Annotated in this window: 29 protein-coding genes and 1 tRNA gene; 6 read left to right on the plus strand and 24 right to left on the minus strand. The window is 66.6% G+C overall.

The window, feature by feature from the left end; genetic code table 11:
- Positions 1 to 107 precede the first annotated feature (107 nt).
- Positions 108 to 311 carry a DUF2093 domain-containing protein gene (locus AX692_RS04345; protein ID WP_073974388.1) on the plus strand — a complete coding sequence of 68 codons (204 nt, stop codon included), beginning with the start codon at positions 108 to 110 and terminating at the stop codon, positions 309 to 311.
- Positions 312 to 323: 12 nt separating this feature from the next.
- Positions 324 to 1370, plus strand: a complete 1047-nt coding sequence (locus tag AX692_RS04350; protein ID WP_073974389.1) for an esterase-like activity of phytase family protein — start codon at positions 324 to 326, stop codon at positions 1368 to 1370.
- 94 nt (positions 1371 to 1464) lie between these two features.
- On the opposite strand, the gene rpmB is transcribed toward AX692_RS04350, so the two are convergent.
- On the minus strand, positions 1465 to 1752 hold the full coding sequence (gene rpmB / locus AX692_RS04355) for a 50S ribosomal protein L28 (protein ID WP_073974390.1): 288 nt from the start codon (positions 1750 to 1752) through the stop codon (positions 1465 to 1467).
- Positions 1753 to 1973: 221 nt separating this feature from the next.
- Between rpmB and AX692_RS04360 the strand changes: the two genes are divergently transcribed.
- Together AX692_RS04360 and AX692_RS04365 are read left to right on the plus strand one after the other, a co-directional pair.
- Positions 1974 to 2219 carry a hypothetical protein gene (locus tag AX692_RS04360; protein WP_073974391.1) on the plus strand — a complete coding sequence of 82 codons (246 nt, stop codon included), beginning with the start codon at positions 1974 to 1976 and terminating at the stop codon, positions 2217 to 2219.
- Between the two features lie 21 nt (positions 2220 to 2240).
- Positions 2241 to 2696: a nucleoside deaminase gene (locus AX692_RS04365; RefSeq protein ID WP_073974392.1), complete on the plus strand. Its 456-nt coding sequence runs from the start codon at positions 2241 to 2243 to the stop codon at positions 2694 to 2696.
- Here AX692_RS04365 and AX692_RS04370 read toward each other — a convergent pair.
- The 16 genes from AX692_RS04370 to AX692_RS04445 form a co-directional block, all read right to left on the minus strand.
- Positions 2693 to 3211, minus strand: a complete 519-nt coding sequence (locus AX692_RS04370; protein ID WP_073974393.1) for a hypothetical protein — start codon at positions 3209 to 3211, stop codon at positions 2693 to 2695. The genes AX692_RS04365 and AX692_RS04370 overlap by 4 nt on opposite strands.
- 13 nt (positions 3212 to 3224) lie before the next feature.
- Complete coding sequence (locus AX692_RS04375; protein ID WP_073974394.1) at positions 3225 to 3611, minus strand: VOC family protein; 387 nt, start codon at positions 3609 to 3611, stop codon at positions 3225 to 3227.
- A 4-nt stretch (positions 3612 to 3615) separates the two neighbouring features.
- A complete protein-coding gene (locus AX692_RS04380; RefSeq protein ID WP_073974395.1) occupies positions 3616 to 4047 on the minus strand; it encodes a hypothetical protein in 432 nt (143 codons plus the stop codon).
- A gap of 112 nt (positions 4048 to 4159) precedes the next feature.
- Positions 4160 to 4834, minus strand: coding sequence for a ribonuclease T2 family protein (locus AX692_RS04385; protein ID WP_230959619.1), 675 nt, complete (start codon positions 4832 to 4834; stop codon positions 4160 to 4162).
- Between the two features lie 13 nt (positions 4835 to 4847).
- Positions 4848 to 5258 (minus strand): hypothetical protein, encoded by a 411-nt coding sequence (locus AX692_RS04390; RefSeq protein WP_073974397.1) that lies wholly within the window; start codon positions 5256 to 5258, stop codon positions 4848 to 4850.
- A complete protein-coding gene (nadC, locus tag AX692_RS04395) occupies positions 5255 to 6124 on the minus strand; it encodes a carboxylating nicotinate-nucleotide diphosphorylase (RefSeq protein ID WP_155644861.1) in 870 nt (289 codons plus the stop codon). Before nadC ends, AX692_RS04390 begins: the two co-directional genes overlap by 4 nt.
- Before the next feature lie 255 nt (positions 6125 to 6379).
- Complete coding sequence (locus AX692_RS04400) at positions 6380 to 7186, minus strand: LytR/AlgR family response regulator transcription factor (protein WP_073974399.1); 807 nt, start codon at positions 7184 to 7186, stop codon at positions 6380 to 6382.
- On the minus strand, positions 7183 to 8412 hold the full coding sequence (locus AX692_RS04405; RefSeq protein WP_073974400.1) for a sensor histidine kinase: 1230 nt from the start codon (positions 8410 to 8412) through the stop codon (positions 7183 to 7185). Before AX692_RS04405 ends, AX692_RS04400 begins: the two co-directional genes overlap by 4 nt.
- Before the next feature lie 74 nt (positions 8413 to 8486).
- Positions 8487 to 9479, minus strand: a complete 993-nt coding sequence (locus AX692_RS04410; protein WP_230959618.1) for a hypothetical protein — start codon at positions 9477 to 9479, stop codon at positions 8487 to 8489.
- Positions 9480 to 9492: 13 nt separating this feature from the next.
- Positions 9493 to 10200, minus strand: coding sequence for a DsbA family protein (locus tag AX692_RS04415; protein WP_073974402.1), 708 nt, complete (start codon positions 10198 to 10200; stop codon positions 9493 to 9495).
- Between the two features lie 34 nt (positions 10201 to 10234).
- Positions 10235 to 11602 (minus strand): M48 family metalloprotease, encoded by a 1368-nt coding sequence (locus tag AX692_RS04420; protein WP_073974403.1) that lies wholly within the window; start codon positions 11600 to 11602, stop codon positions 10235 to 10237.
- A 203-nt stretch (positions 11603 to 11805) separates the two neighbouring features.
- The gene (locus tag AX692_RS04425) at positions 11806 to 13578 is read right to left on the minus strand and encodes a hypothetical protein (RefSeq protein ID WP_073974404.1); all 1773 of its coding nucleotides are present in this window, start codon (positions 13576 to 13578) and stop codon (positions 11806 to 11808) included.
- A 132-nt stretch (positions 13579 to 13710) separates the two neighbouring features.
- Entirely contained in the window at positions 13711 to 14151 is a 441-nt protein-coding gene (locus AX692_RS04430; RefSeq protein WP_073974405.1) for a DUF2141 domain-containing protein, read from the minus strand.
- Positions 14148 to 14921, minus strand: a complete 774-nt coding sequence (locus AX692_RS04435; RefSeq protein WP_073974406.1) for a sterol desaturase family protein — start codon at positions 14919 to 14921, stop codon at positions 14148 to 14150. The genes AX692_RS04430 and AX692_RS04435 overlap by 4 nt, the downstream gene beginning before the upstream one ends.
- Before the next feature lie 47 nt (positions 14922 to 14968).
- Positions 14969 to 15463, minus strand: coding sequence for an MmcB family DNA repair protein (locus AX692_RS04440; RefSeq protein ID WP_073974407.1), 495 nt, complete (start codon positions 15461 to 15463; stop codon positions 14969 to 14971).
- Between the two features lie 31 nt (positions 15464 to 15494).
- Positions 15495 to 15893, minus strand: coding sequence for a hypothetical protein (locus AX692_RS04445; protein WP_073974408.1), 399 nt, complete (start codon positions 15891 to 15893; stop codon positions 15495 to 15497).
- Between the two features lie 147 nt (positions 15894 to 16040).
- On the opposite strand from AX692_RS04445, the gene AX692_RS04450 reads away from it, so the two are divergent.
- Positions 16041 to 16117, plus strand: a tRNA-Arg gene (locus AX692_RS04450).
- A gap of 149 nt (positions 16118 to 16266) precedes the next feature.
- Here the strand turns inward: AX692_RS04450 and AX692_RS04455 are convergent.
- The 3 genes from AX692_RS04455 to AX692_RS19490 all read right to left on the minus strand — a co-directional run bounded on the left by AX692_RS04455 (position 16267) and on the right by AX692_RS19490 (position 18463).
- Positions 16267 to 17121, minus strand: a complete 855-nt coding sequence (locus AX692_RS04455) for an ATP-binding protein (protein WP_073974409.1) — start codon at positions 17119 to 17121, stop codon at positions 16267 to 16269.
- Between the two features lie 50 nt (positions 17122 to 17171).
- Positions 17172 to 17717 carry a recombinase family protein gene (locus AX692_RS04460; protein ID WP_073974410.1) on the minus strand — a complete coding sequence of 182 codons (546 nt, stop codon included), beginning with the start codon at positions 17715 to 17717 and terminating at the stop codon, positions 17172 to 17174.
- Between the two features lie 92 nt (positions 17718 to 17809).
- Positions 17810 to 18463, minus strand: coding sequence for a hypothetical protein (locus AX692_RS19490; RefSeq protein ID WP_155644862.1), 654 nt, complete (start codon positions 18461 to 18463; stop codon positions 17810 to 17812).
- 520 nt (positions 18464 to 18983) lie between these two features.
- Between AX692_RS19490 and AX692_RS04470 the strand changes: the two genes are divergently transcribed.
- Entirely contained in the window at positions 18984 to 20156 is a 1173-nt protein-coding gene (locus tag AX692_RS04470; RefSeq protein WP_073974412.1) for a DUF3800 domain-containing protein, read from the plus strand.
- Here AX692_RS04470 and AX692_RS20655 read toward each other — a convergent pair whose 3' ends face one another.
- From AX692_RS20655 to AX692_RS04485, 4 genes are all read right to left on the minus strand, one after another.
- Positions 20157 to 20288: a hypothetical protein gene (locus tag AX692_RS20655; RefSeq protein ID WP_269135518.1), complete on the minus strand. Its 132-nt coding sequence runs from the start codon at positions 20286 to 20288 to the stop codon at positions 20157 to 20159.
- Complete coding sequence (locus tag AX692_RS04475; protein WP_073974413.1) at positions 20288 to 21034, minus strand: helix-turn-helix domain-containing protein; 747 nt, start codon at positions 21032 to 21034, stop codon at positions 20288 to 20290. Before AX692_RS04475 ends, AX692_RS20655 begins: the two co-directional genes overlap by 1 nt.
- 74 nt (positions 21035 to 21108) lie before the next feature.
- Complete coding sequence (locus tag AX692_RS04480) at positions 21109 to 22455, minus strand: hypothetical protein (protein ID WP_230959617.1); 1347 nt, start codon at positions 22453 to 22455, stop codon at positions 21109 to 21111.
- A complete protein-coding gene (locus AX692_RS04485) occupies positions 22422 to 23150 on the minus strand; it encodes a hypothetical protein (protein ID WP_073974415.1) in 729 nt (242 codons plus the stop codon). Before AX692_RS04485 ends, AX692_RS04480 begins: the two co-directional genes overlap by 34 nt.
- Between the last annotated feature and the right edge of the window lie 455 nt (positions 23151 to 23605).

Genomic DNA, 23605 nt, shown 5'->3' on the forward strand with positions numbered 1-23605 from the left:
CGTCACCTCCCCCATCGCCGCCCGCCCCGCGCCGGCCCGCGAAGCCTTCGCCGACCCCTGCCCAAGATGATTTGTTTGGTTAGCCCGGGAGTGCTATCAGGGGCGCCATGCTGATGACTCCCGCCGACAAGGTCGCCAAGCTCTACTACGGCCCCTCCAGCTTCCGCGTGCTGCGGCCGGGGAGCCACGTGCTGTGCGCGGTGACGGGAGAGGCGATCCCGCTCGCCGAGCTGCGCTACTGGAGCGCCGAGCGGCAGGAAGCCTATGCCTCGTGCGAGATCGCGACCCGGCGCCTGCTCGGCCTCGCCTGACGTTTCGCAAGGATGAAGGCTGACGGCCCCCGCGCGCGGCCTGCCTCGCGCCTGCGCCCGCGCCTGCTGTTGCTGGGGCTGGTGACGCTCGCGCTGGCGCCGGGCACCCTGCTGCGCACACCGACCGGCAATCGTCGCGAGCCCGCGGTGGTCAGCGCCGTCGCCCTGCCCGACCGCGAGGGCGTCTCGGGCCCGCTCAGGCTGACCGGCGTGTGGGAAATGGAATCGCGCCATGCCTTCTTCGGCGGCTTTTCGGCACTGGCGTTCGATGGCGGCACCCGGCTCGTCGCCGGGACCGACCGCGGATTCCTGCTCGACATCGACTTCGCCGGCGGCGCGCCGCGTGCGGTGGCGGGAAGCTTCCGCTTCGTCGGGATCAGCAGCCGCGGGCGCGAGGAGGTTGTCGACCTCGAATCCCTCGCCCGCGATCCGGCCAGCGGGACGCTGTGGGCCGGGTTCGAGGCCGATAATCTGGTGATGCGCCTCGCCCCCGACGGCACCCGGCGCACCCGGGCCCCGCAGGACATGGCGCACTGGCGCAAGAACAGCGGCGCCGAGACGATGGTGCGACTGGCCGACGGGCGCTTCGTGGTGATCGCCGAGGGCACCTTGCGCGGCAGCGCCACCCTGCATGAAGGGCTGCGCTTTCCCGGCGATCCGCTCGGCCCGGCCCGCGCGGAGCGCTTCCTGTTCGAGGCGCCTGCCGATTACGACCCGGTCGATGCCACCCAGCTGCCCGACGGGCGGGTGCTGATCCTGTTGCGGCGGGTGCGCTATGCGATCCCCGCGCGCTTCGACACCGCGATCGCCATCGCCGATCCGGCCCGCATCGGCGCCGGGCAGACCTGGCGGGCGCGCCTTGTCCAGCGCCTGAGCGGCGGCATCTTCGCCGACAATTTCGAGGGGATCGCCTTCGTGCCCTCGGCCCGGGATCCGGCGCGGGGCGCCATCTGGCTCATCAGCGACGACAACATGTCGGTGTTCCAGCGCAGCCTGCTGGTGCGGTTTGATTGGCGGCCACCTTCGGCGGCGCAGAGTCCTCGCTTACGGTCGCGCTGATGCGCGACGCAGACACACAAGGCGGCCGCAAACGAAAAAGCGCCCGGGAACCCGGACGCTTGATCGATTCGCCTGCCCCGGGGGGCGGCAGGAATTACGCTGCGGCTTGGGCCTTGATCAGCTCGCGCTTGATCTTCTGGGCATTGGCCGAGAGCTTCTCGTCGCTGGTCTTGAGCAGCCAGTTATCGAGCCCGCCATTGTGCTCGACCGAGCGCAGACCGTGGGTCGAGACGCGGAACTTGAAGCTGCGCTCGAGCTTTTCGCTCATCAGCGTCACGTTCTGCAGGTTGGGCAGGAACACGCGCTTGGTCTTGTTGTTGGCGTGGCTCACATTGTGGCCGACCTGGCGGCCCTTGCCGGTCAGTTCGCAGATGCGCGACATGGTGTGTCTCTTCTCGTAAAGGATCGGCCCAGACTTGTGCCCAGGCAAGGAAAGCGGCGCGCATAACGGGGCAGGGCCGAATCGTCAAGCCGATTGCGCCCTGTCCGCACTCTGCGCCAAGCAGGTGGGTAGTAACCCATGTAATGGCCGCAAAGCCTCCCGTCGCCTGCATTCGCGTCCCGGCCTGCCCGTAAGGCGGGGCCCAAAGGAGACGAAAGACCATGAAGCGCATCATCATCACCACCCTCATCGCCCCCTTGGCAATCGGGCTTGCGGCGTGCGATGTCGACCAGACCCAGGAAGCCGAACTGCCCGAGGTCGAGGTCAAGGGCGGTCAGGTGCCGGAATATGACGTCGACACCGCCGAGGTCGAGGTCGGCACAGAAGAGAAGACGATCGAGGTCCCCACTGTCGATGTCAAAGGCCCTAACGATGCCGAAGGGACGCCCGTCACCGGCGACGAATAGCCATTCCGGGACGCGCGGGGCATGAGCGCGGATGCTTTCCGCAGCTTCATGCCCCGCGCGCTCGACCTCGCCCGTGCTGCCGCGGCGGCGGGGGAAGTGCCGATCGGCGCGGTGGTGGTGAAGGACGGTGCGGTGATCGCCGAGGGGCACAATTCACCGCGCGACCTGCATGATCCCACCGCCCATGCCGAAATCCTCGCGATCCGCCGCGCCGCGCAGGCGCTCGGCGACGAGCGCCTGACCGGCTGCGAGCTGTGGGTCACGCTCGAGCCCTGCGCGATGTGCGCGGGCGCCATCGCCCACGCCCGGATCGCGCGGCTCTACTACGCCGCGAGCGACCCCAAGGGCGGCGCGGTCGAGCACGGCGCGCGGGTGTTCGACCAGCCCCAGTGCCTCCACCGCCCCGAGGTCTACACCGGCATCGGCGAGGCCGAGGCGGCGGAATTGCTGCGGGGGTTCTTCCGAGAGCGGCGCTAGCCGGCGACTGCGTGTTCCGGGGTGCAGGGCTCGGCCGGCTGCTCGCTGAAGGCCGCATAATCGTGCCCCCGCCAAGGCCGGAAGCGGTCGATGCCAAATGCCCACACCGCCCGCTCGGCACCCCAGGGCGGCTCCGGCCCACCGTCTGCTACCTGCAGCGCCAGATTGGCTGTCCTGCCTGGGCAGGCGTCGCCGAACCGCCGATCCCAAGCCAGTTGGCGGATCGCCTCGATATCCCAGGCGCCGAGATCCTTGACCAGCACCAGCCGCGCCCCGCCCTTGTCGCAGGTCGCGACATAAAGGCACACCTTCTGCCCCGGTGCCCGTTCGCGTACATACCAGCGCGCCGAAGCGACGACATCCGCCTTCTCCAGCCCCGCCCAGGAGGCATAGCGCGATCCGTAGTCATGGGCGGCGCAGCTTCCGACGAGAAGTAGGGCCAGAGTGAGACAGCCCAGCCCCAACCGCCCGGGCGTGATGAGGGCCGGCGGCCCGCCTCTTTCCACGAACGACACGCGCCTGCCCTCCTCAATGCACCGGCGGAACGCCGGGCGGGTAATGGGAAATCTCGACCCGCAGCCCGTCGGGATCGGGGACGAACAGCGCAGTGATCCCGGGCTCGAAATGCTGGAGCCGCGCTTCGATCCCCGCCGCTTCAAGCTCCGCCGCGAGCGCCTCGACCGCCTCGGCGCTGGGGGCGGTGAAGCCGAAATGGTTGAGGCCGGGGGCATAGCGGCCATAGTCGCCCGTGCCCTCCTTGGCCTTGGCGAACTGGATGTGGAGCCCGCCCGCATTGGCCCAGATGCCGCGCTTCTTCTGCGCAAAGCCGATGCGCGGCAGCAGGAAGCCGTAGAAGCTCGCTGCCGCTTCGGGATCGCGCGAGAGGATGGTGAGGTGATCGAGCCCGAACGCCACGCCCTTACTCCTCCGCCTTGGGCGCGGGCCTCGGCCGCAGCCGCCCGGCCTCGAGGATCGGGAGGCCGCCTTCGGTCGGCACATAGATGATCTGCCCCTGCGACTGCGCGAGGTGCTCGATATAGAGGTAGCGCAGATAGCCCTCCGGCCCGCCCAGCCCGTCGGCAACGATGCGGTTGGCCTCGGCGACGCCCTTGGCGCGCTCGACCTCGGCCTGGGCGAGCAGCTTGGCGCTCTCCAGCTTGGCCTCGGCCTCCAGCGTGGCGATCTGGCGGTTCTGCCGCGCCTGCGCGAGCTCGGCCTCGCCCGCGGTCTCGGCGTTCCAGACCCGCACCGAGTTGTAGGCCGCGCAGGACCCCAGCCCCCCGCCGACGATCACCATCAGAAGAAACAGGAGGCCCAAGGCGATGGACCAGATGTTGCGGGCGGCGTTCATGTGTCGGGGACCTACGTGAAGGGTTGAACAGGTATTGCCCGATGATGGCTAGCCCGCTGAATATGCGCAAGAGCCTGCGGGAGCGCGCGGCGCCAAAGCCTTGTACGAAGGCTCAGAACCCCCGCCAGATCTTCGCGGGCGCGCTGTCCCTCGCACCGCGCCGCGAGGCGGTGCAGGGGGCGGGGCGGAAGCGCTTGGAGTAGCACAGGCGGATTTCCTCGAGCCACCCGCGCGGGTTGAGGTGGACGCCCACCGCGCTCTCGGTCCACCCGGGGTTGGCATCGACGAAGGCGGCGCGGATGCGGCCTGCGGTCAGGCCCTCCTCGCGCGCGATGCGGTCGTAATCGGGCAGGCGCACGCCCTCGAACAGGATGCGGGTGACCTTGAGATAGGCGCCGGGGTCGGGAACCATGCAGCTGCCGTGCTTGGCCCATTGTCGCGCAACGAGGCGTTCGGACGGCATCATGCACATCGCAGCCCGGACCTGCGCCGGGGTGAGCGCTTTCCTCGCCCCGCACCACTGCGGCCAGCCCTTGGCACCCTCGGGCCAGAGGCCGTGGACGACGAGCCCGAAGCTGCCGTTCCGCCCGCCGCACTGCATCGCTTGGGTGCGGTCCTCGGCGCGGGTGCGGCAGAATTCGGGGCTCCAGCTCAAGGCGAGGGTGTAGCCGGTGACGGGCATGGCGCGCGGCGGGCCGTCGGGGGTGACGCGCGGGACGGCGGCGACCTCGGGCACGCGGCACTGGTAGGCCTGTGCGCTCGCGAGCGAGGGCACGGCGAGGGTCATTGCGGCGAAGAGGCTATTCGAACACCGCAGGGCCATCCTCCTCCTCCTTGCGCGTGAACCAGCGGTTGGCGGCGGGGGTGAGCAGGCTCGCCATCGCCACCGCGACCAGCACCGCACCGGTCAGCGCGGCCGGGTCGAGGAAAGCGAGCCGCAGCGCGCCGAAGCCCAGCACCAGCCAGCGCGCGAAGGGGGCGGCAAAGAGGTAGATCCACACCAGCGGGATCAGCGCGATGGTAAACTCGGCCGAGAGGGTGACGATGGTCCAGTCGCGGTTCCACGATACCCAAGGCATGTGCGCCGCGAACACCGCCTGCGTCAGCGCGAGATTGTCGAGCCCGCGCACCAGCCGCAGCACCGCCGCAGCAAGGAAAGCGGCGGCGAAGACGCGGATCGCCAGCGGTCGTGGCCCCCGCGCGCGTTTCACAGCGGCTTGAAATCCAGCCCGATGTCCGCGGCGGGCGCGCTCTGGGTCAGGCGGCCGACCGAGATGAAGTCCACGCCCGAAGCCGCCTTGGCCGCAATGGTCTGGAGATTGACGCCCCCGCTCGCCTCGGTCGGCACCCGGCCTGCGACCAGCGCCACGGCCTCGGCGAGGGTGGCGAGGTCCATGTTGTCGAGCAGCAGGTGGTGTGCGCCGGCCGCCAGCGCGGGTTCGATCTGGTCGAGGCGGTCGACCTCGCAGATGATCCTCGCGACCCCCGCATCCCTGGCCCGTCGCACCGCCTCGCCGACGCTTCCGGCGACCGCCACATGATTGTCCTTGATCATCGCCGCATCCCACAGCCCCATGCGGTGGTTCTGCGCGCCGCCCTGACGGGTGGCGTATTTCTCGAGGAACCTGAGGCCGGGGATGGTCTTGCGGGTATCCAGAAGCGTGCAGGTCGCGCTGCCCCCTCGCATCGCGTCCACGTAGGCGCGGGTCAGGGTGGCTATTCCTGAGAGGTGCTGGACGATGTTGAGCGCCGAGCGCTCGGCGGTGAGGAGGGCGCGGGCGCTGCCCTCGATCCGCATCAGGTCGGTGCCGGCGGGCACGGCATCACCGTCCGTGACCAGCGGCTCGATCACGCATTCGGGGTCGAGGTGCCGGAAGAACGCCTCGGCGAGCGGAAGCCCCGCGACGACGATGGCATCGCGGCTGTCCATCACCCCGGTGAAGCGCGCTTCCGCCGGAATGACGCTCTCGCTTGTCACATCGCGCCCGCCGCCGGGCAGTCCCTCGCCCAGGTCTTCCGCGAGCGTCTCGCGGATGAACTTGGCGAGGTCGAAGCCGGGGAGGGTGAATTCTGGCACCAACGCATCCTTCGTCATCGCAAGGGCCGACAGGCTCGCGGCGATCCATGGCCCGCCCGCGCCGAATGGAGCATCAGGCCATGGATTGCTTCGTCGCTACGCTCCTCGCAATGACGAGGGGGAAGGTCAATGGACGATGAGGGGCGCAATCTCGGACCCGTAGGGTCCGCAAGGCCGAACGGCCGCCCGCAGGCGCCCGGAGCGTAGCGGAGGAACAGCGCCGAGGACGGGGGCGCGCAGGAGCCCCCGCACACATCAATGCACGAAGCGCGCCACCACATCCCTGTAAGACCGCGACACCTTCACCTCGGCGCCGCTTTCCAGCACCAGGAAGCATTCGCCGTTGGTGTGGGGCTTCACCTGCCGGACGAGGTCAAGGTTGACGATCGTCGAGCGGTGGACGCGCTGGAATTTGCGCGGGTCGAGACGGCGCTCGAGGTCCTTCATCGTCTCGCGCAGCACCAGCGAATTGTCGCCGGTGGAGATGATCATGTAATCCCCCGCCGCCTCGATATGCTCGATCGTGTCGACCTCGACGCGGAAGATCTGGCCGCGGTCCTTGACGTTGATGAGCTTTTCGAAGCGGTCGGCGCTTTCGGCCGCCGGGGTCGCGGTCTCGACGAAATCCGCCGCACGCTCGGGGGCGATTTCGCTGAGCACTTCGAGCAGTTGCCCGGCATCTTCGGACGACTTCTTCTCGGCGAGGCGCTGGCGCACGCGTTCGATGGTGTCGGCGAGCTTCTGTTCGTCGACCGGCTTCATCAGGTAGTTGACGGCATTGGCCTCGAAGGCGCGGATCGCGTGTTCCTCGTAAGCGGTGACGAAGACGAACAGCGGGGGTTCGATCTCCATCACGCCCTTGACGACGGAAAAGCCGTCGAAACCGGGCATCTGGATGTCGAGGAAGACGAGATCGGGCTTCTCGGTCTTGATCTTGCGGATCGCCTCGCGGCCATTGGCGCAGGTGTCGATGATCTCGACGTCCTCGAACGGCTGGAGCCGCAACTGGAGGCCCTGGATCGCGAGTTTCTCGTCGTCGACGAGGATGGTTCTGATGGTCATGCGGTGGTTCCGATGGTTCTTTGGGGGGGGTTGAGGGGGACGATATTGTCGCTCCCGCCCGCGGCATTCCCGATGTCTGTCACGGCGGGTGCTGCCTCTTCCCCGACTCTGTCGGCGCGGGTGAAGGGAATTTCGATCAGCACGGTGAAGCCGCCCCCAGCTTCGGATCTGGTTTCGAACAGGTGGTTGTCGCCATAGGCCTGGGCCAGGCGATTGCGGATATTGGCGAGGCCGACCCCGGTCGAGACCGGGCGGCCGGGCACCGGCGGCGCGGACGGATCGCCCAAAGGCGTATGGCGCGTGTCATCCACCCCCGGCCCGGTATCCTCGACCGTCAGCCGCAGCCTTTCGCCCACCACCCGCGCGGTGAGCGCGATCTGCGCGCCTTCCTCCTGCGGGCTGACGGCATATTTGATCGCGTTCTCGACCAGCGGCTGGAGCAGCATGGCGGGCAGCTGCGCGGGGAGCGCGGCGTCCTCGATCTCGAACCGGGTGCGCAGCCGCTCCTCGAACCGCATCCGCTCGATATCGAGATAGAGCTGGAGCGTCTCGACCTCCTGCGCCAGCGTGACCTGGCTGCCCGGCTCGGCAATCAGGGTGTGCCGCAGGAAGCCCGACAGGCGCGTCAGCATCGCGTTGGCGGGCTCGGTCTGCTTCAGGAGCACCAGCGTGCTGATCGAATTCAAGGTGTTGAACAGGAAGTGCGGATTGAGCTGGTAGCGCAGCATGGCGAGCTGCGCGGCGGTGGCCTGGGCTTCCAGCCGCTCGAGCCGGTCGGCCTGCTGTTCCACGGTGAGGAAGAAGTTGATCGCGTAATAGAGCGCGCTCCACCCGCCGAGCAGGGTCAGGGGAAGGTAGAGCAGGCCGATCAGCCTTTGCGCGAACGTCGTGTCGCGGGTGCCGGCGTAATAGACCCCCTGCACCCACGCATCGATCGAGGCGTGCAGCACCACGGCGAAGAACAGCACGACCGCAGTCACCCCCCACGTGACCAGCGGTTGCTGCTGGATCAGCTTGCGGTAGATCACCGAGAGGATCAGGCTGATCGAGAAGCCGGTGATGGTGGTGACGAGGATCAGCGCCAGCAGGTCGAGCGGTGCCTGATTGGCCAGCGCCGAGACCGCGCGCAGCAGGAACGCCGCGCCCCAGCCCGCCAGCTGGAGGTTCCAGAACGCCCGGTTCTTGCTCGCGAAGAACGGCGCCGCCTGGATCTGGAGCACTGCCATAATCGCGCTGGTCTAACTCATTTCGTCGCAGAGGGCACTTCTAATCGGGCGCGCCGCCGTGCCCGGGCAACGCTTCAACGCTTGGCACGGGGGAGGAGCCCGCCCGCGGGGTTTATCTCGCGGCGGAAATGCTTCGCCCAATCGGCGCGGCCTTCCGCTGCCATGGCCGCGCGGACGAGAGGCACCTCGGCGGCCATCATCTCCGCGCGCTCGTCCCAGCCGTCGTGGGTGCGACGCAGCTTGAGCCCGGCGTCGTGTTCCTTGCCCCAGCGGGTCATGAATTCCGCCCCCGCCGCCGGATCATGGCCAGCGTTGGCGAGCAGCCAGGGCACCAGCCGGTCGGCCTCGCGCTCGATCCGGCGCACGTTCTTGCTACTTCGTCCGTTGCGGTCGAGCCAGGCGTCGTGGCCGAGCACGTTGTGGGCCAGTTCATGCGCGACCAGCGCGGCGAAAACCGGCTCGTCATAGCCGAAGGCGGGCGAGCCCATCCCGAAGATCACCCGCTCCCCGTTGGCAAAGGCGCGGGTTTCGGCGGCGTAGAGATCGAAGCGGGTGGCGCAGACGGCGACCGGGGTGACGCGCACCGCGCTGCCGTCCGCAAAGGCGATGGTGATGCCGCCGTGTTCGGCCAGCATCGCGTCGATATGGTCATGCGCGCGGGTGGTGCGCTCCCACGCCATCGGGGGGGTGGCGGGCCAGTCATTGGGATCCAGCCCCTCAAGCTGCACGATTTCGCGATTGCGGGTGAAGGCCCCGGAGAGCGCGGCGGGCGAGCCTGCGGCGGCGGCGTTGACGGCGATGTCGCGGGTCAGGCCCAGCGCCGCCCGGGCGACATCGGGCCCGCCATAGCTCGCCATGTCCTGCACTTGCAGGCCGATGCTCGGGATCACCTCAGGGCAGAAGGCGGCATTGGCGCGGGCGAGCCGCCAGCCGGCGTCCTGCAGGCGCTGGTTGGCGTCCTGGTAGCGCGCGATCGCTGCACGTTCGGCGCCATAGTCGATCGCGGGCGGCGCATCGGCTGCGGCGAGCGGGGTCGCGAGCAATGCGGCAAGCACGAGCGTGCGCATCACTCCGCGCCTCTCAGCCCGCGGTGTCGGCGGCGGCGGCGAGCGCTTCCTTGAGCTTCTCGTAGCCGACCGCCCCGCCGATCGGCTTCTTGCCCGCGATCCATGCCGGGGTGCCGGTGAAGCCCAGCGCGCGCGCCTGTTCGAGGTTCTTGGCGATCTCGTTCGTCACCGCCTCCGAGGCCGCATCGGCTTGCGCCTGCGCCATGTCGAGCCCGGCCGCCTTGGCCGCCGCCTCGATGTCGTTCGTCTTGAACATCGCATCGTGGAAGGCGGGATACTTGCCCTGGATTCCTGCCGCCAGCGCCATGCGCGAGGCCGCGTCGCTACCTTCGAAAATCGGCCATTCGCGTATCACGACCTTGAGGTCAGGGTCCTCGGCCACCAGCCGCTTCACGTCCTTGAGGCTCGCCTCGCAATAGGGGCACTGGTAATCGGTGAACTCGACCAGCACGCGCTTGCCATCGGGGTTGCCGAGCACGACGCCGGGGAACTCCTCGAACACCTCACCGCCCATCTTGGCGAGCCGCTTGGCCGCTTCCTGCTCCTCATAGGCCGCCGCCATCTGCGGTAGCAAATCGGGATTGGAGAGGAGGAAGCTACGCGTGCGGTTGTCGGCAAGGCCCGAGTATGACCATGCCGCCGCGCCCAGAAAACCGAAGGTCAACGCCAGCAATGCGGTCAGCAGCGTGTTGCGCAAGGTCGAGGGTTCGTCGGTGGACATGGCGGCCTTTGATAGCGGAAGGGTCGGCGCCAGCCTAGCGCCGGTTCTTCACGCGTTCCAGTTCGGCGCGCGCTTCGAGCGCGACATCCTGCGCGCGGATCCAGTCGGGCGAGCCATAGGGGAGGTAGGCCTCGGCCGCCTGCGCATTGGCGAGCGCCTGCGGATACTGGCGGTTCATCACCTGCACCTCGGCACTCGCGAGCCGCGCGCGCGGGATATCGCCGCGCGCTTCGTAGACCACGCCCAGCTGATACCACGCGAAGGGATTGTAGCGGTCCTTCTGCACCGAGGCGCGCAGCACGCCCTCGGCCTCGGCGAAATTGGCCGGGTCCTCGGTCGCGATCAGGGCATGGCCGAGCAGGCCTGCAATCAGCGGGTGCGAGAGCGTCAGCTCGGTCGCGCGGCGCAGCGGGGCGAGTGCCTCCCGGGGTCGGCCGCTCTCGAGCAGCACTTGCCCCTTCAGCTCGAGGAACCACGGATTGTCGGGCTCGGCGGCGAGCAGCGCGTCGGTCTCGGCGATCGCCATGTCGATGCGCGCATCCTTGTGATAGGCATAGGCGCGGGCATAGCGCGCGGCCGCGCTGGTATCGGACGGCGGATAGGCGGCGAGCGTGCGCGGCGGCTCGGCGAGGAAGCCGTAGAGCTTGGCCTTGGCGCGCACGAAACGTTGCTGCAATTCGGGATCGGGCGGCGTGTCCCACGCAGGATCGCTCTCGAGCAGCCCGCGCAGCACCTGGATCCGGTCGCCGGTGAGCGGGTGGGTGCGCGAATAGGCGGCCTCGTCGGCCTGGCTGTAGCCCGCGCGGATCTCGTTGCCGCGCAGCTTCTCGAAGAAGGTGATCATGCCCTTGCCGCTGATCCCCGCGCCCGAAAGGTAGCGGTATCCGGCAAGATCGGTCGCGGCTTCCTGATCACGGTTGAACGACAGGAAGCTGCCGATCGCGGCCTGCTGCCCGGCGGCGAGGATCCCGAGCCCCGCATCCCCCGCTCCCGCCAGCACCGCGCCGACGCCAAGCAGCAGCGAGAGGATCGAGATGCCGTTCGCGGCCTTGGTGCGCTCCTCGAAACGGACCGCGTGTCCGGCGGTGATGTGGCCGAGCTCGTGCGCGAGCACGCCCTGCACCTCGTTGGCCGTATCGGCCGCGCCGATCAGCCCCGAATGGACGTAAATCGCCTGCCCGCCCGCAACGAAGGCGTTGATCGAGCCATCGTTGATCAGCACGACCTCGACATTGCCGGGCTCCAGTTCGCTCGCTTCGACCAGCGGAGCGAGCATGTCCTTGAGGAGCTGCTCGGTCTCGGCATCGCGCAGGATCGATTGCGCCGCCGCCGGGTGCGCGGCGAAGATCAGGCTCGCGAGCAGGGCCAGCAGGTAGGCGAGGGGGTGGGGGCGACCGCGCATCGCGGACACCCTACCGGACTGGCGGCTGAACGCAATCTGAAGGTGGGGCATCCGTCCCTCCCCGTCGTGCAAGGATGGGGAGGTGGCAGACGCCGCAGGCGGCTGACGGAGGAATGGCGCGGCGCGGCGAAGGGAGAACCCCTCCGTCACCGCACTGCAGTGCCGTCTCCCCATTGCTGCGCAACGGGGAGCGACTTGCGGGATTACCCGACCAGCTTCCTTGCCGCGCGTTCGATCAGCGCGATGTCCTCGGGAACCTCGCCGAGGATTTCCGCGCAGCCGATCTCGTCGCGGCGAATCAGCGCCAGCGCGAATTCCGGCCCTGCACCGTCGAGATCCTCGAGGCTGATCGCCTCGAGCGCGCGCAGCGCCTGGGCGAGCGCCTCGCGCACGGCGTGGGCATCCTCGACCGGCTTGCCCTGCTCCTCGCGGCGCAGACGGCGTTCGGCCTTCACGATCGCCTTCACCCCGCCCTCGGTCTGGGCGAGATAGTCCGCGAGGCTCCCACGCTCGAGCTGGAGGCGGTGCGCATGGGTCAGCACCGCGGCATATTCGGTGAGCCGGGTCTTGTCGTAGTCTTGCCCGAAGACGAGCTTGACCACCGGGGTCATCGGCGCGCGCTCCTGCACGGTGAGGCCCGCGTCGGCGATCAGTTCGGCATAGTCCTCGGGCGCCTGCGCAGCGGCAAGCGAGAAGTCGTAGGCGCGGCTGACCGCGGCATAGAGCGCCGAGCGGCTGCGGTCCTCGGTGCTGTCGGCAGCGCGGGCGAGTTCGCGCGCGGCGGCGAGGCAATCGTGGAGGCCCGCGTCCTCGGGCAGATCGTCGGCCAAGGCGGCAAGGGCTTCGTCGGCCTCATCGGCCTCGCCGGTCATGGCGAGCGCTTCGGCATCCTCCGCCTGATCGAACACCGGCACGGGTGCGGGCTCGGGAGCGAAGATCGTCTCCGGTTCGGGCACCGGCCCGAAATCGGCGCCGAAATCGGCCTCGGGCGGCGCGTCGGCGTGGGGCAGCGGGTCGAGCGCGGTGAGGTCGATCGCCTTCTTGGCAGGGGCCTCGATGTAATCGGCGAGCGAGGCGAAATTGTAGCCGGCTTCCTCGCCCTCGCCTTCGTCCTCGTCATATTCCTCATCGGGATCGTCGAGCGCATACTGGCTGAAATCGGGCAGCGCGACATCCGCGTCCGGCACGTCCCCGCGCGGGGCGAGGCTGGCGAAATCCGCGGCGAAATCGTTGTAATCGGCGGGCTCGGAGGCGGCGACGTCGGCTTCATCCTCGTGCGCGGGCGAATCCGCCCAGTCGGTGACCGGCTCGGCGATGCGCGGCGCGGGTTCCTCGATGATCTCGTCCTCGAGTTCGAGCGCGCCATCGAGCTCGAGCGCCTGGTCGATCTCGAGCAGCAGCTCGTCGGCGGTCAGCTGGTCGGCCATCTCCTTCCAGTTGATCACGCCGTAGATGAAGTCGATCGTCTCGTTGTTGCTCGAGAAGGGCAGCAGGATTCCGCGATAGAGGATCGCGACCCCGGCGTGGTTGACGAACTCGGCCTCGAACCCGATCGGCGCCTGGTTGGCGAGAATCTGCATGTAATGATCGGTGATGCGGCTGAGCAGCGAGCGCGGCGGCACGTCGGACAGGCGGGTGATCACCGCGCCGTGGGCGTTGCATTCCCGCGCGAGCTTCTCGCCGAGGAAACGCACCCCCGGGTTGTCGATCCCGAAGGAGAAATCGAGCAGCACCGAATGCGGGCCGAAGTCGGGCAGGTCAGCCGGATCGAGGTCGTCGATATCGGGGAACAGGCTGTCGCCCAGCAGGCTCGCCCAGTGATTGTAGGCGCGCACCTGCATGCGGCGCTCGTCCTGCCCGATGGCAAGCGGCGGAAGATCGCGGGTGCGGGCCGGCTCGAGGCCTTCGTCCTCGCTTTCCTCCCAGCTGCGATCCGCGGACGAATCGGAACCGAAGGTGCCGCGCAGAGTGTCCATGGCTGTAAATCCGCCCCTTGGTGAACCTGTGTCAGCCCGTTCTGGCGCGGCGTGGTAAAGATCGCGTTAAGCGGGCGGGGAGTCTTTGTGTGCGGTTTCGCTGACGCGAAACGCAGGAATCGAAGGTGGCTCTTACAGAAAATACCTCATCTTGATCGTCACGCGGCTCGTGCCCTCGCCCACTTGCATCACTGCGTCGGCGAACTTGGGCGGGGCCATGCGCACCGGGGCGTCGCGCGAGAAGCCGTAGCCTTCCTTGGGCGCCATCCCGAGCGCGCGGTCGGCCTTGCCGTTGTTGTTCTCGTCATGCAGCAGCGCGATTCCGTAGGCACCGGGCTTGACCCCGGTGAAGCGGATCTCCCTGGTGGAGGCGGGGACCACGGTGCGGTGCGCATCGGGATCGTTGATGCATTTGGGGAAGATGTCCTTGCGCGTCGTCATGCAGGCGCGGATCACGCCCTTGGTCGAGCGCACGTCGGTGACGGTGATCACCACCTCGCCCGCCTGCGCCGGAGCCGCCGCGGCAAGCCCGCCCGCGAAGCCCGCCAGGGCGAGCGCCCGCGCACGCTTCATGTCGCGGCCCGCCCGGCGTGCCCGGCCTCGGCCACGATCCGCTTGGAGAGCCCCCTGTCGGTGCCGCAGACCCGGTCCCAGAACCGGAAGTAGAGCCCGTAATTGCATCTGTATTCCTCGTGATGACGCTCGTGATGGCTGGCGGTTATCAGCCAGTTCCCTAGCGGCGAATGAACGAGCCAGCGCGGAAACATCTCCCACCCCATGTGATTGGTGACCCCCATCACCGTGGCGATGGTCAGCACCAGGCCGAGCATGGCGACATGGATCGGCACGAGGAACGCCAGCACCGGCACCACGACCGCGCCCGTGACCGCCTCGATCGGATGGAAGCTCATCGCGGTCCAGGCGGTCGGCGGCTTGCTGTCGTGGTGGACCGCATGGGCGATCCGGAACCACTTCGGCCGGTGCATCCAGCGGTGGCTCCAGTAGAAGCAGGTGTCCTGCACGAAGAGGAAGATCAGCACCGAGAGCGGGTGATACCACAGCGGCAGCGCAGCCCAATCGGCGGTCATCAGCGTCCAGCCGTGGTGCTTCCAGCCCCACAGCACGATCCCTGCCGGCGTGCCGTAGATCGCCGCCGAGAGCAGCGACCAGCGGATCTCCCGCCCGATCTGCGCGCGCTTGCCCGCGTAGAGCCCGGGGCGCATTCGCGCGGTCGCGAAGGCGAACAGCCCGCTCGTCAGCACGTAGCGCAGCGCGACGATCGCCGTCACGGCGAGGCTGACGATCAGCAGCGCGAGCGGGACGGGGGTGTCGGCGGGGAGCATGGCGCGCCGAGCTATGCCGCAAATCCTGTGCGCGCGACAGGCCTAACTCAGCCAGGGGCGTCGAGCGAAGTGCACAGCGGATCGAGCAGCGCCATGTGCCGCCGCATCGCGATCCGCGCGAGATGCTCGACCTGTGTCTTGCGCCGGGCGGCGGCGAGCGGTTCCAGGGCGGCGGGGCGCAGGATCTCGGCATCGTAGCCATCGGCGACGATCACCCCGCAGGTCTCCGGGCGATAGGCCTCGCTCTCCAACGGCGCGCGGTCGAGCGCGGGGGGCAGGCCCCAGTAGAAGCGGTCGCAGAAATCGAGATAGTCGGGCCACTTGGCATCGCCGAGCAGATCGGCGCGCGCGACCTTGATCTCGACGATCACGACAAGGCCCTTGGCATCGATCCCCATCAGATCGGCGCGGCGGCCGTTCTTCAATGGCACCTCCGGCAGGCACCAGATGTCGTTCCTCGCGAACAGCCGCCCGATCCCGCGCGCGACGTCGCTGGCGGTGAGGACGGGCGAATCGGTGATCGGGGACGGTGCGCCGGACATGGTCCAGCGTTGGAACGAAAGTGGAACGCGGTCAAGCGGGTTCGGTTGCCGAGGTCTGCAGCACGATCACCATCGCCGCGCGCGCGGCATGGAACTCGCGCCACAGCACGAGCGCCGGTGCGGCGGTGTCCTGCCCGCGGCGGGTGAGGGTGCCGAGCGCGGCGAGGCCGCACTCGAGCATCGCGGCGCAATCGGCGGCGGTCTGCGCGACCAGCGCGCGCTGCCACGGGGTCGCGCGGGCGATCACCGCGCCCAACTCGCCGCCGATCTCGACCGGCTCGGGCGCGAGGCGCGCCAGCATCGCCAGCGCGGCGGCCTTGCCGTGGAGCGCGACGAGCGCCTCGGCCAGCACCTCGGGCGCGGGCGCTTGCGGGGCCGCGTCGTGGACGGGGCTGCCGGGGAGAATCGGCTCGGGCGGGAGCGTTGCCATGCTTGCAAGCCTATGGGCGCATGCTTGCCGATTGGTTAAGCCCCGTCTCGCCACGCACGCGGAGGCCGGGCACAATTGGCTGGCGCCGCGCCCCGCCTCTTGCTAAGCGGCCGCCCGCGCGCAACAATGCACGCCGCATGGCACCATGCACCCGTAGCTCAGCTGGATAGAGCGCTGCCCTCCGAAGGCAGAGGTCACAGGTTCGAATCCTGTCGGGTGCGCCAGCTTTTTCAAGCATTTAGGGCTCCTTTCCAGGTTGTGTCTCCGGTGCAACCCCGGTGAAAGCTCCGGGTACAGCACTTTCGATCTCGTCGATAATCGCTTCTGTGTGCCGTAACGGCGCATAAAAGTGCATAAGGGTGCATAACTCGGTTCATATCTGCGCCTCCGAACCAAGCGTGTAGTGGGCCCCCCGACGCTCGCCAACCATGGCCAATTTGCCCTCGTTCGCCAATCTACGCAGCAGTTTGGAAGCCTGTGTCACGGTCAAGCGACACAGGTCCGCCGCCTCGCTGCGCCGAATGCGTCCATGCTGCTGGGCATAGCTCAAAATCATCTGCTCGTGCTGCAAGGGGCTGAAACCAGCTTGGCGGGTATAGGCTGCCTGGTCGCCCTGGGAACGGTAAACACCGGGTGAAAGGGTGTAATTTCGTCCGCGCGTTTGCCCGTGAGCCTGCACCACGCCTGCCTCGAGCAGTTTCTCGAGGGTTCGCCTCGCCTGCGCAGCATCCCGGTGGATGTGCTGAGCCAACTCATCAGCACTCACCCGCTTTTGTCCCCGCAGCACTGACAGCGCGATCAGGCTATCAATCGGAAGGCTGGGGCCTTGCTCCAGCACGAGATGCAGAAACGCCTCATCCACCTCCATGGTGGAAAGCTGCAAAATCACATTACCGCGGTCGGTGCGGCTGTAATCCGGTTCCGGCCGGCCGAAGGTCAACATACCCCGGTAAATCTTGTCGACGCCGCGACCGGATCGCTCCACCACGCCGACACGCTTCATCGCATCAGCAAGCATCGGATTGCGCGGGCGCGGTTCTGTGGTCAAAAGGTTTGCAAGCGTGACGCCTTCGACAAGGCCGCCCGGATTGGTGTTGCCCTTGCGCAGCCGGTCGATCGCGGTCTTCTTGTTGCCGAAGGCTTCGAGGAACTGGAACGGGAACTCGGCAGCGTCGAACGGCTGCTGCGCGAGGTCGGTTATGGCGTCGCCGATTTCTACGGGGTTCATGGGAGAAGCATAGGGCAGGAAGGCGTGGATCGCCAAGGCTTTGCAGACGTCTACCGAAGCTGGCGGTACAGCGTCGCATGGTGGCAATTGAGGACTTTCGCCACTTCACGCACCGATCGCCCCTCTTCGATGAGCCGGCGGCCGAGCGCGATCTGATCGGGGCTGAGTTTTGCGGGTCGGCCGAACCGGACGCCGCGTTCCTTAGCCGCCGCCCTGCCCGATGATGTCCGCTCGCGGATAAGGTCGCGCTCGAATTCGGCAATGCCGGCGAACACCGTCAGCACCATGCGGCCTGCGGGTGAGGTGGTGTCCGCCCAGGGTTCGGCTATCGACCGCAGACCGGCGCCGATCGTGTTGAGCCGCTCGGCGATCTCGAGAAGGTCGCGAGTGGATCGGGCAAGGCGGTCAAGCCGGGTCATGACCACCACGTCGTCGGCGCGAAGGTGGTCGAGCATGCGTTGCAGCTCGGGCCGATCACGCCTGGCACCAGACAGCTTTTCCTCGAACAGGCGCTCGCAGCCAGCGCGCTGCAATTCGCCGCGCTGAAGCCGGAGATCCTGATCATCGGTCGAAACGCGGGCATAGCCAATCAGCATGTCGCAGATATGGCGCGAAATTCTTCAATTCTGCAACCAACTTTTGCGACATCGATCCAAGAGCAGGATCAGGCGGCTCGGAGCTTGTCGCATTAATTAGGATTTTCGCGACGGCCCCCATTACCGGGGCGCGCTCCGAAAGCCTTCAAGAGGTTCCAATCATCGAGCCGCCATTCGCAGTCGTTCCCACAGCCGGGACATTTCCGGGTTTCTGCAGCAATGCGGGTGAGACGCAGTCGCTGCGTTCGGAATAGGGCATGTTCGGCGGGGTCGATCCATCTGTCCTCATGCCCACATGTGCACGTGTGAACAATTGCGATATCCTCCCGTATCGCGTCGCTCGCCAGCATTTGGGCCCGACTGTGATCGAGCCAGAATTCGAGTTCGGAAACGCTCATCAGCTTTGCGAAATCAGAACTATTGTTCGCCAGCTCGAACCCTGCGCGCAGCATGTGCTGTCCCCAACGCAGTTCTGCCATCAGGCTCTGGCTGCGGGTTTGCGCTGTATCGAGAATGGCGACCCGTGGCAGCCGACCAATGCCGAGCAGCCAGGCAATATGGCGATGCACCAGTCGTGAATCTGCCGTGAGGTGCTGAGACGACCGTAGGTGGGCGGCAATCCGATCTTCGATCTTGCAGCTCTGCCCGACATAAAAAGGCGTCCCGTCGAACGGGCCGGGCTCACTGAATTGATTGGGATCGCCGGGATCGAGCAGCGCATATATGGCGTATGGCGCGCCCCGCACCTCCTACCGTGCGTGACTGCGCAGGGCCTTGATGCGTCTTTCGATATCCAGGGGGCTTACGGGCATGTCGATCTCCTTTGCTGGATCGACTCCCCCCGTCCCCCTTTCCTTATCGTTGCTGCACCGAGGCATGGCATGGGCCGTCTGCTAGGCGATGGATGTGAACGGCCGCGGTTTAGCAAGCTCCCGCAGTATGGCCCGAACGCTGGCCGACGTGTTGCCATCTGCGCTTGGAGGTTCAAGGGCGCAAGAGATCGGCTCGCCCCGACCCTGTCGACGCGCCGCGACGATCCAGAGCGCCACCTTTGCTATGTGATCGCGCACAGTTTTACCGCTGCATCGACCAGGTTTGGGACAATCCTGCCGTTGCCGCACGACGGGTCTAACGGCAGGAACATCGCCAAAACCTGGCGCTCACCGAAGGCTACACTGGCATGGTACTAAATGCGGCCAACGATATCATCTCCTTGATTGGCCGCCCTCACTGGTTCGCTTTCGGAGAAACGGATATGGAATCGGGATGTATGTGTTCGTAGACGAATCCGGCAATACCGGTGCCCATCTCTTTGATGAGGCGCAGCCGATCTTCCTGACGGTTGCTCTGATGACGCGCACCGATTTCGACGCCATCTACACCAAGCCGATCGCCAACCTCGCGCGCGCCGTCGGCGATACCCAGCTCCACGCCGCCAAGCTCGGCGTGGCGCGGATTGAGGAGATTGCCCGTCCGCTCCATAAGCTACTGCAGCGCGCTGATCCGCGCTTCTTCGTCTCACGGGTCGAGAAGCGGTATATCGTCGCCACCAAGATGTTCGATCTGCTGTTTGACCCTGGCGAGAACCGCGCCGCGTCGCCGCACATCTATCTCATGCGCCCGCTCAGGATCACGTTCGCGGTCAAGTTCGCCGAGATCGTAACCGAGGACATGGCGCGAGACTTCTGGTCGTCGATGATGGAGACCAACCCCGATCGCGCCCGCGGCGGCATGATCCAATTTTGCGATGATGTTCTGGCGCTCCTACCTGGTGTCCAGGATAAGGGCTTCGTCGAGCGCTTAGGCCCCGCCATCGAATGGGCTCGGGAAAACCCGGAAGCAATCTACTTCCATTCTGACGGCCGCATCGCTCGCCAAGGCCATCTTCCCAACCTCGTCGGGTTCGGCAATCTGATGGACGGCGTGGAGGTGCAGTCGCAGGCCTGGCGACGGCCGGTCCGGCGAATCCGGCACGACCGACAGAGCGAGTTCGAAGCCGCGCTTCGCTGGTGGCATGATCTCTACGCCAATGCGTCGCCGGAGCGTGTGCCGCTGATGATGGGCGAGATGTTCAAGGCACAGCGCGCCGGCGGCAGCACCTTCGAGATATCGGCCGCCGAAGCCAGTCCGGGCATCCAGGTCACCGACGTTATCATGTGGCTATTCAACCGGCTTCATCGCGAAAAGGAGATCGGCGCAGACTCTTGGCGCATGATGCAATGGGTGTTTCGCCGCGCCCGTCAGAACGACTTTTCGTTCGATGGCGTTCTTGGAGCGCTTGATGAGCGATACGCGCACATCATGACGGAGCCGATGGACGAGGCTCGCCTCGACGCCGCGCGCGAACAGCTGGCGATGATCGACGCGGCAACAAAGGGACGGGTCGAAGCCTACCGGGCCGAGAAGGACGCGAAGCAAATCGAAGGCGACAAAGCCTGATCAGTTCGGGAGGACGATAAAGCCGCTCCCGAGTGCGATCACCGCCGCGATCACCAGCCGGGCCGACCAGCGCCCCAGTTCTTCCAGAAATGCCCCCGTGAAGCGATCGAGAGGCTTGCTCGTCCCGGCCATCAATCGAGCCCTTCGAAATAGTCGGCGACCATCTGCCGCTCGTCGACCTTGGCGTCCGCCCACAACGTCGTGATCGTGCTCGCTGCGGGATTGCGGCGGCGTGAGCGGATCGCGATGATGGCGATCATGATCGGCTCGCCGCCCATCAGCGGCTCGGCAGCATAGGTTCCGGTGAGCACGACCGCGGCATGGCTGCGTTCGAGCCGCTCGACACAGTCGAGCACATCGCGCCACAGCCGACGCACGCGGAAATCGCGATCGGGCTTCGGGCCAATCACGCCCTCGCGCTCGGCCTGGACGAAGGTCGCCAGACCGAACCACTCGCGCAGCTCGGCAACGTCGCCGGCTGCGTCGTCGTCAAGATCGGAATCGAGCAGCAGGCTGAAGGTGGCGAGCATCGTCCGCAGCTGATGCTCGGTCCTTAACGGCGCGACCGCGACGGGCACGCGGCCCTCGGTCCAGGCGAACATTTCGACGAAGTTGGCGGCGGCCTCCTCAGGAGTGGGGCGGACACGCACGCGCAGAAACTCGTCCTCGGGCTTGCCCAAGGCGCGCGCGAGCTTGCGAAGCTGCGCCGGCCGCACCTTCAGACCACGCTCGACCCGCGACACCGTCGCCAGCGACACGCCGGCCTCGGCGGCGAGCATATCCTGCTTCCAGCCGTTGAAGGTCCGCTGCAGCTTCACGAAGCTCGCGATGGCAGCTTCATCGAGCACGAAGGTTTCGAGGGGTTCGAGCGTGTCCATGTCCTCAATATGATCGAAGAGCCTCGCAATTTAGAGGTCGTTTCGCACGTCAGTTCGACGAAATCGCCGCCGCCTCAAAGATACTGCACGCCTCGATTGAGCAGGTCGGCCAAGGCTTCTTCGCGGGAACGCACAGGTGACGCGGCGGCCCCGACTAGTCCGCGCGCGACACCGCGTGCGAGGCCGCGCGCCAACACCCGCTCGGCGGTAGACACCTTCTGAATGCCTGCGCGCCCATGGACGAAGGTGCTGCGCAGCTCGAACAGGTGGCGATAGTCGCGAACGGCGTTTGGATCGTTCAGGAGCGCGGCGATCCGGGCGGCAACGCGGTCAGTAGCCGAGCGGCCTTTATGCTTATCGGGCTTCGGCCGCATCGATTTCTTGTGATCCATCTCTAGCCCCATCGCCGCTTCGATTGCGGTCATATGGGCCATCACTTCATCCATGCCGTCGGCCAAAAAGGCGCGAACCAGAAAATGGGCGATCGGCGTTTCGAACAAGTTCGTCGATCGGGCCGCCTCAAGCTCCCGCCACGCGGCATCGGTGAACAACGCGAACCCCGCCTTGGCTTCGTCATCCAATGGCAGCACCGTCGGTCGCTCGAGTTCGACCTCTTCGCCCCAATGATCCTCTACTATCCACGGCTCGAGCGTGAGGCTGTCGGGATTGGGCGGCGGCGACGGCCGGACGAACAGGTCATCGTTGAGCGTGTAGATCCAAGGGACGCGAAAGCCGCGCCAATCGACCTCCTGCATCGTCGACCATTGCTCCCATGGGGCAAGCAGTAGGAAGAATAGCGCCGCCTCCACCGGCGGTGGAAAGCGGCCAAGATGCGGGTCGATTTCGCCGAAGTCGCGGTTCATCGCCATGTACATGAAGGGTGCCGCCCGGGCTTCAGCTCCATCGTTCACCGCGAGGCTCTCTTCGATCACCAGCCATTGGAATTGCGCGAGGCGTTTTGCGTCAATCGGCTGGGTCGGAAAATTGCGTGCCAGGCGTTCCGCGTCGAACATCTGCGACAACTCGTCCGCGCTGAATCGGGCAAGCCGGGCCTGACCGAAGGCAAGCGGCGGAAGATCGTCGGCGAGATCGAGCGGGCACAAATGTCGCCGTGTAATCGCCCGTCGCGTGAAAGCATGGTCGATCGCATTGGCGGCGCTCCGCGGATCGACCGACAGGCTGGCATGGCCGGCGGGTAGCCAACAGGGAACGCCGAGCGAACGGATGGCCGTGCTCAGCGCAAAGACCGGCTTGTCGCCGCCATAGTCGGCGCGGCAAACGTCACTCACCGCGGTGAAGGCGGAAGCGGCCAGGAGGTTATTCGGTCCGGGGCGCGGTACGCGCCACAGCGCTTCGACCGCGCTGATCAAGGCTGGGCTGGCCCCCATCAGTTGCTGTCCCCCGGTGCCGACGGAAGCCAATCGCGCTCGGCCCGTTCGCGCACGAGGCGAGCCTCGAGCCCAGGGTCTTTCCGCTCAATGCTCTCATTGTAGATATATTCGGCATCGCGCCAGAATCTCGCGATCGCGGCGACGAACTCGTGGAGGCAATGCAGCGGAATCCGCATCTGCGCCACGCGGGGCGGGCTTGGCAGCGATGCTCCGAAGCCCGGCGGCATCGGTGGGATGATAGGCCAGAAGTCCGGGTAACGCCGCGCCAGCTCGGCTGCGGAATCGCCGTCGCCGTGTCGACAGGCGTTGCCGAGATGTTGAAGCGCATCGAGCACCTCGAAACTCGGAAACGCATCGAGGCCAATGCCTCGCAGGCCGCGAAACAGCTTCTGCAGCTCTTTCCAGTTCGCATTCTCGATCTTGGTGGCGAAGGGCTCGCCCGGTCTAAGATCCTTCGCGCAGCCCAGGAGATAACTGCGTAGCTGACGCTCCCAGATCGACTGGATGGACAGGCCAAAGGCGCGCATCGTTTCGAGACGAACCTCCTCCATGTCGGCCTTTGCGAAGACCGCACCGGGCAAGTCACTGTTCTCCAGCTCGTCGATCTTGGCTTCAAGCGTGGCGAGCGCCGGCACAATCACGTCCTGAAAATAGGCTTCAATGGTCATGTCGTGCTTGCTGGCCTGCACGTCGGCGAAGCAATTCTTCCATCGGAACGGCTTCATGGCTGAACCCCCATGCTCGCCGCCTCGGCGATGTAGTCGCGAAACGCAAAGTTGATCAGATCGCGGACCGGCTCCAACAACCCACCGGTCGGGAGCCCCTGGCTTCTGAGAACAGATGTTAACGCTCGTCCAGTTCGCAATCGACAATGACATACGCGTAATAAGCCACGACATCAATGAATGACCACTTGGGTGCGGGGCGGCTGGGATCGGAGGACCGATAATGGGGCGCATTGCCGATGGCTCGCTTCGCCCAACGCGATTGGCCGCTTTCGGCTAGGACTGACGTTCAACGCTACTGATCCAAGCGACCGGGTCTGGTCGACAGCAGTCACCACTGAGATCAGGCCGCTGATGGCGGCTTTGCCCCGCTCCCGGAAAATTGCTGCCATTCAGGAACCGACCCCTTTGCGGTCATAGATTTCTCTCCCCTTGCGGGAGAGATACGGAGACTT

Origin of the sequence: Erythrobacter donghaensis, from assembly GCF_001557325.1 — a bacterium.
GTDB lineage: Bacteria > Pseudomonadota > Alphaproteobacteria > Sphingomonadales > Sphingomonadaceae > Erythrobacter > Erythrobacter donghaensis_B.

Excerpts from the sequence above, each read along its gene's own strand:
- AX692_RS04345 (WP_073974388.1), top strand. The coding sequence starts at position 108 with ATGCTGATGACTCCCGCCGACAAGGTCGCCAAGCTCTACTACGGCCCC.
- AX692_RS04350 (WP_073974389.1), top strand. The coding sequence starts at position 324 with ATGAAGGCTGACGGCCCCCGCGCGCGGCCTGCCTCGCGCCTGCGCCCG.
- rpmB (WP_073974390.1), bottom strand. The coding sequence starts at position 1,752 with ATGTCGCGCATCTGCGAACTGACCGGCAAGGGCCGCCAGGTCGGCCAC.
- AX692_RS04360 (WP_073974391.1), top strand. The coding sequence starts at position 1,974 with ATGAAGCGCATCATCATCACCACCCTCATCGCCCCCTTGGCAATCGGG.
- AX692_RS04365 (WP_073974392.1), top strand. The coding sequence starts at position 2,241 with ATGAGCGCGGATGCTTTCCGCAGCTTCATGCCCCGCGCGCTCGACCTC.
- AX692_RS04380 (WP_073974395.1), bottom strand. The coding sequence starts at position 4,047 with ATGAACGCCGCCCGCAACATCTGGTCCATCGCCTTGGGCCTCCTGTTT.
- AX692_RS04385 (WP_230959619.1), bottom strand. The coding sequence starts at position 4,834 with ATGACCCTCGCCGTGCCCTCGCTCGCGAGCGCACAGGCCTACCAGTGC.
- AX692_RS04400 (WP_073974399.1), bottom strand. The coding sequence starts at position 7,186 with ATGACCATCAGAACCATCCTCGTCGACGACGAGAAACTCGCGATCCAG.
- AX692_RS04405 (WP_073974400.1), bottom strand. The coding sequence starts at position 8,412 with ATGGCAGTGCTCCAGATCCAGGCGGCGCCGTTCTTCGCGAGCAAGAAC.
- AX692_RS04410 (WP_230959618.1), bottom strand. The coding sequence starts at position 9,479 with ATGCGCACGCTCGTGCTTGCCGCATTGCTCGCGACCCCGCTCGCCGCA.
- AX692_RS04415 (WP_073974402.1), bottom strand. The coding sequence starts at position 10,200 with ATGTCCACCGACGAACCCTCGACCTTGCGCAACACGCTGCTGACCGCA.
- AX692_RS04420 (WP_073974403.1), bottom strand. The coding sequence starts at position 11,602 with ATGCGCGGTCGCCCCCACCCCCTCGCCTACCTGCTGGCCCTGCTCGCG.
- AX692_RS04425 (WP_073974404.1), bottom strand. The coding sequence starts at position 13,578 with ATGGACACTCTGCGCGGCACCTTCGGTTCCGATTCGTCCGCGGATCGC.
- AX692_RS04430 (WP_073974405.1), bottom strand. The coding sequence starts at position 14,151 with ATGAAGCGTGCGCGGGCGCTCGCCCTGGCGGGCTTCGCGGGCGGGCTT.
- AX692_RS04435 (WP_073974406.1), bottom strand. The coding sequence starts at position 14,921 with ATGCTCCCCGCCGACACCCCCGTCCCGCTCGCGCTGCTGATCGTCAGC.
- AX692_RS04440 (WP_073974407.1), bottom strand. The coding sequence starts at position 15,463 with ATGTCCGGCGCACCGTCCCCGATCACCGATTCGCCCGTCCTCACCGCC.
- AX692_RS04445 (WP_073974408.1), bottom strand. The coding sequence starts at position 15,893 with ATGGCAACGCTCCCGCCCGAGCCGATTCTCCCCGGCAGCCCCGTCCAC.
- AX692_RS04455 (WP_073974409.1), bottom strand. The coding sequence starts at position 17,121 with ATGAACCCCGTAGAAATCGGCGACGCCATAACCGACCTCGCGCAGCAG.
- AX692_RS04460 (WP_073974410.1), bottom strand. The coding sequence starts at position 17,717 with ATGCTGATTGGCTATGCCCGCGTTTCGACCGATGATCAGGATCTCCGG.
- AX692_RS04470 (WP_073974412.1), top strand. The coding sequence starts at position 18,984 with ATGTATGTGTTCGTAGACGAATCCGGCAATACCGGTGCCCATCTCTTT.
- AX692_RS20655 (WP_269135518.1), bottom strand. The coding sequence starts at position 20,288 with ATGGCCGGGACGAGCAAGCCTCTCGATCGCTTCACGGGGGCATTTCTG.
- AX692_RS04475 (WP_073974413.1), bottom strand. The coding sequence starts at position 21,034 with ATGGACACGCTCGAACCCCTCGAAACCTTCGTGCTCGATGAAGCTGCC.
- AX692_RS04485 (WP_073974415.1), bottom strand. The coding sequence starts at position 23,150 with ATGAAGCCGTTCCGATGGAAGAATTGCTTCGCCGACGTGCAGGCCAGC.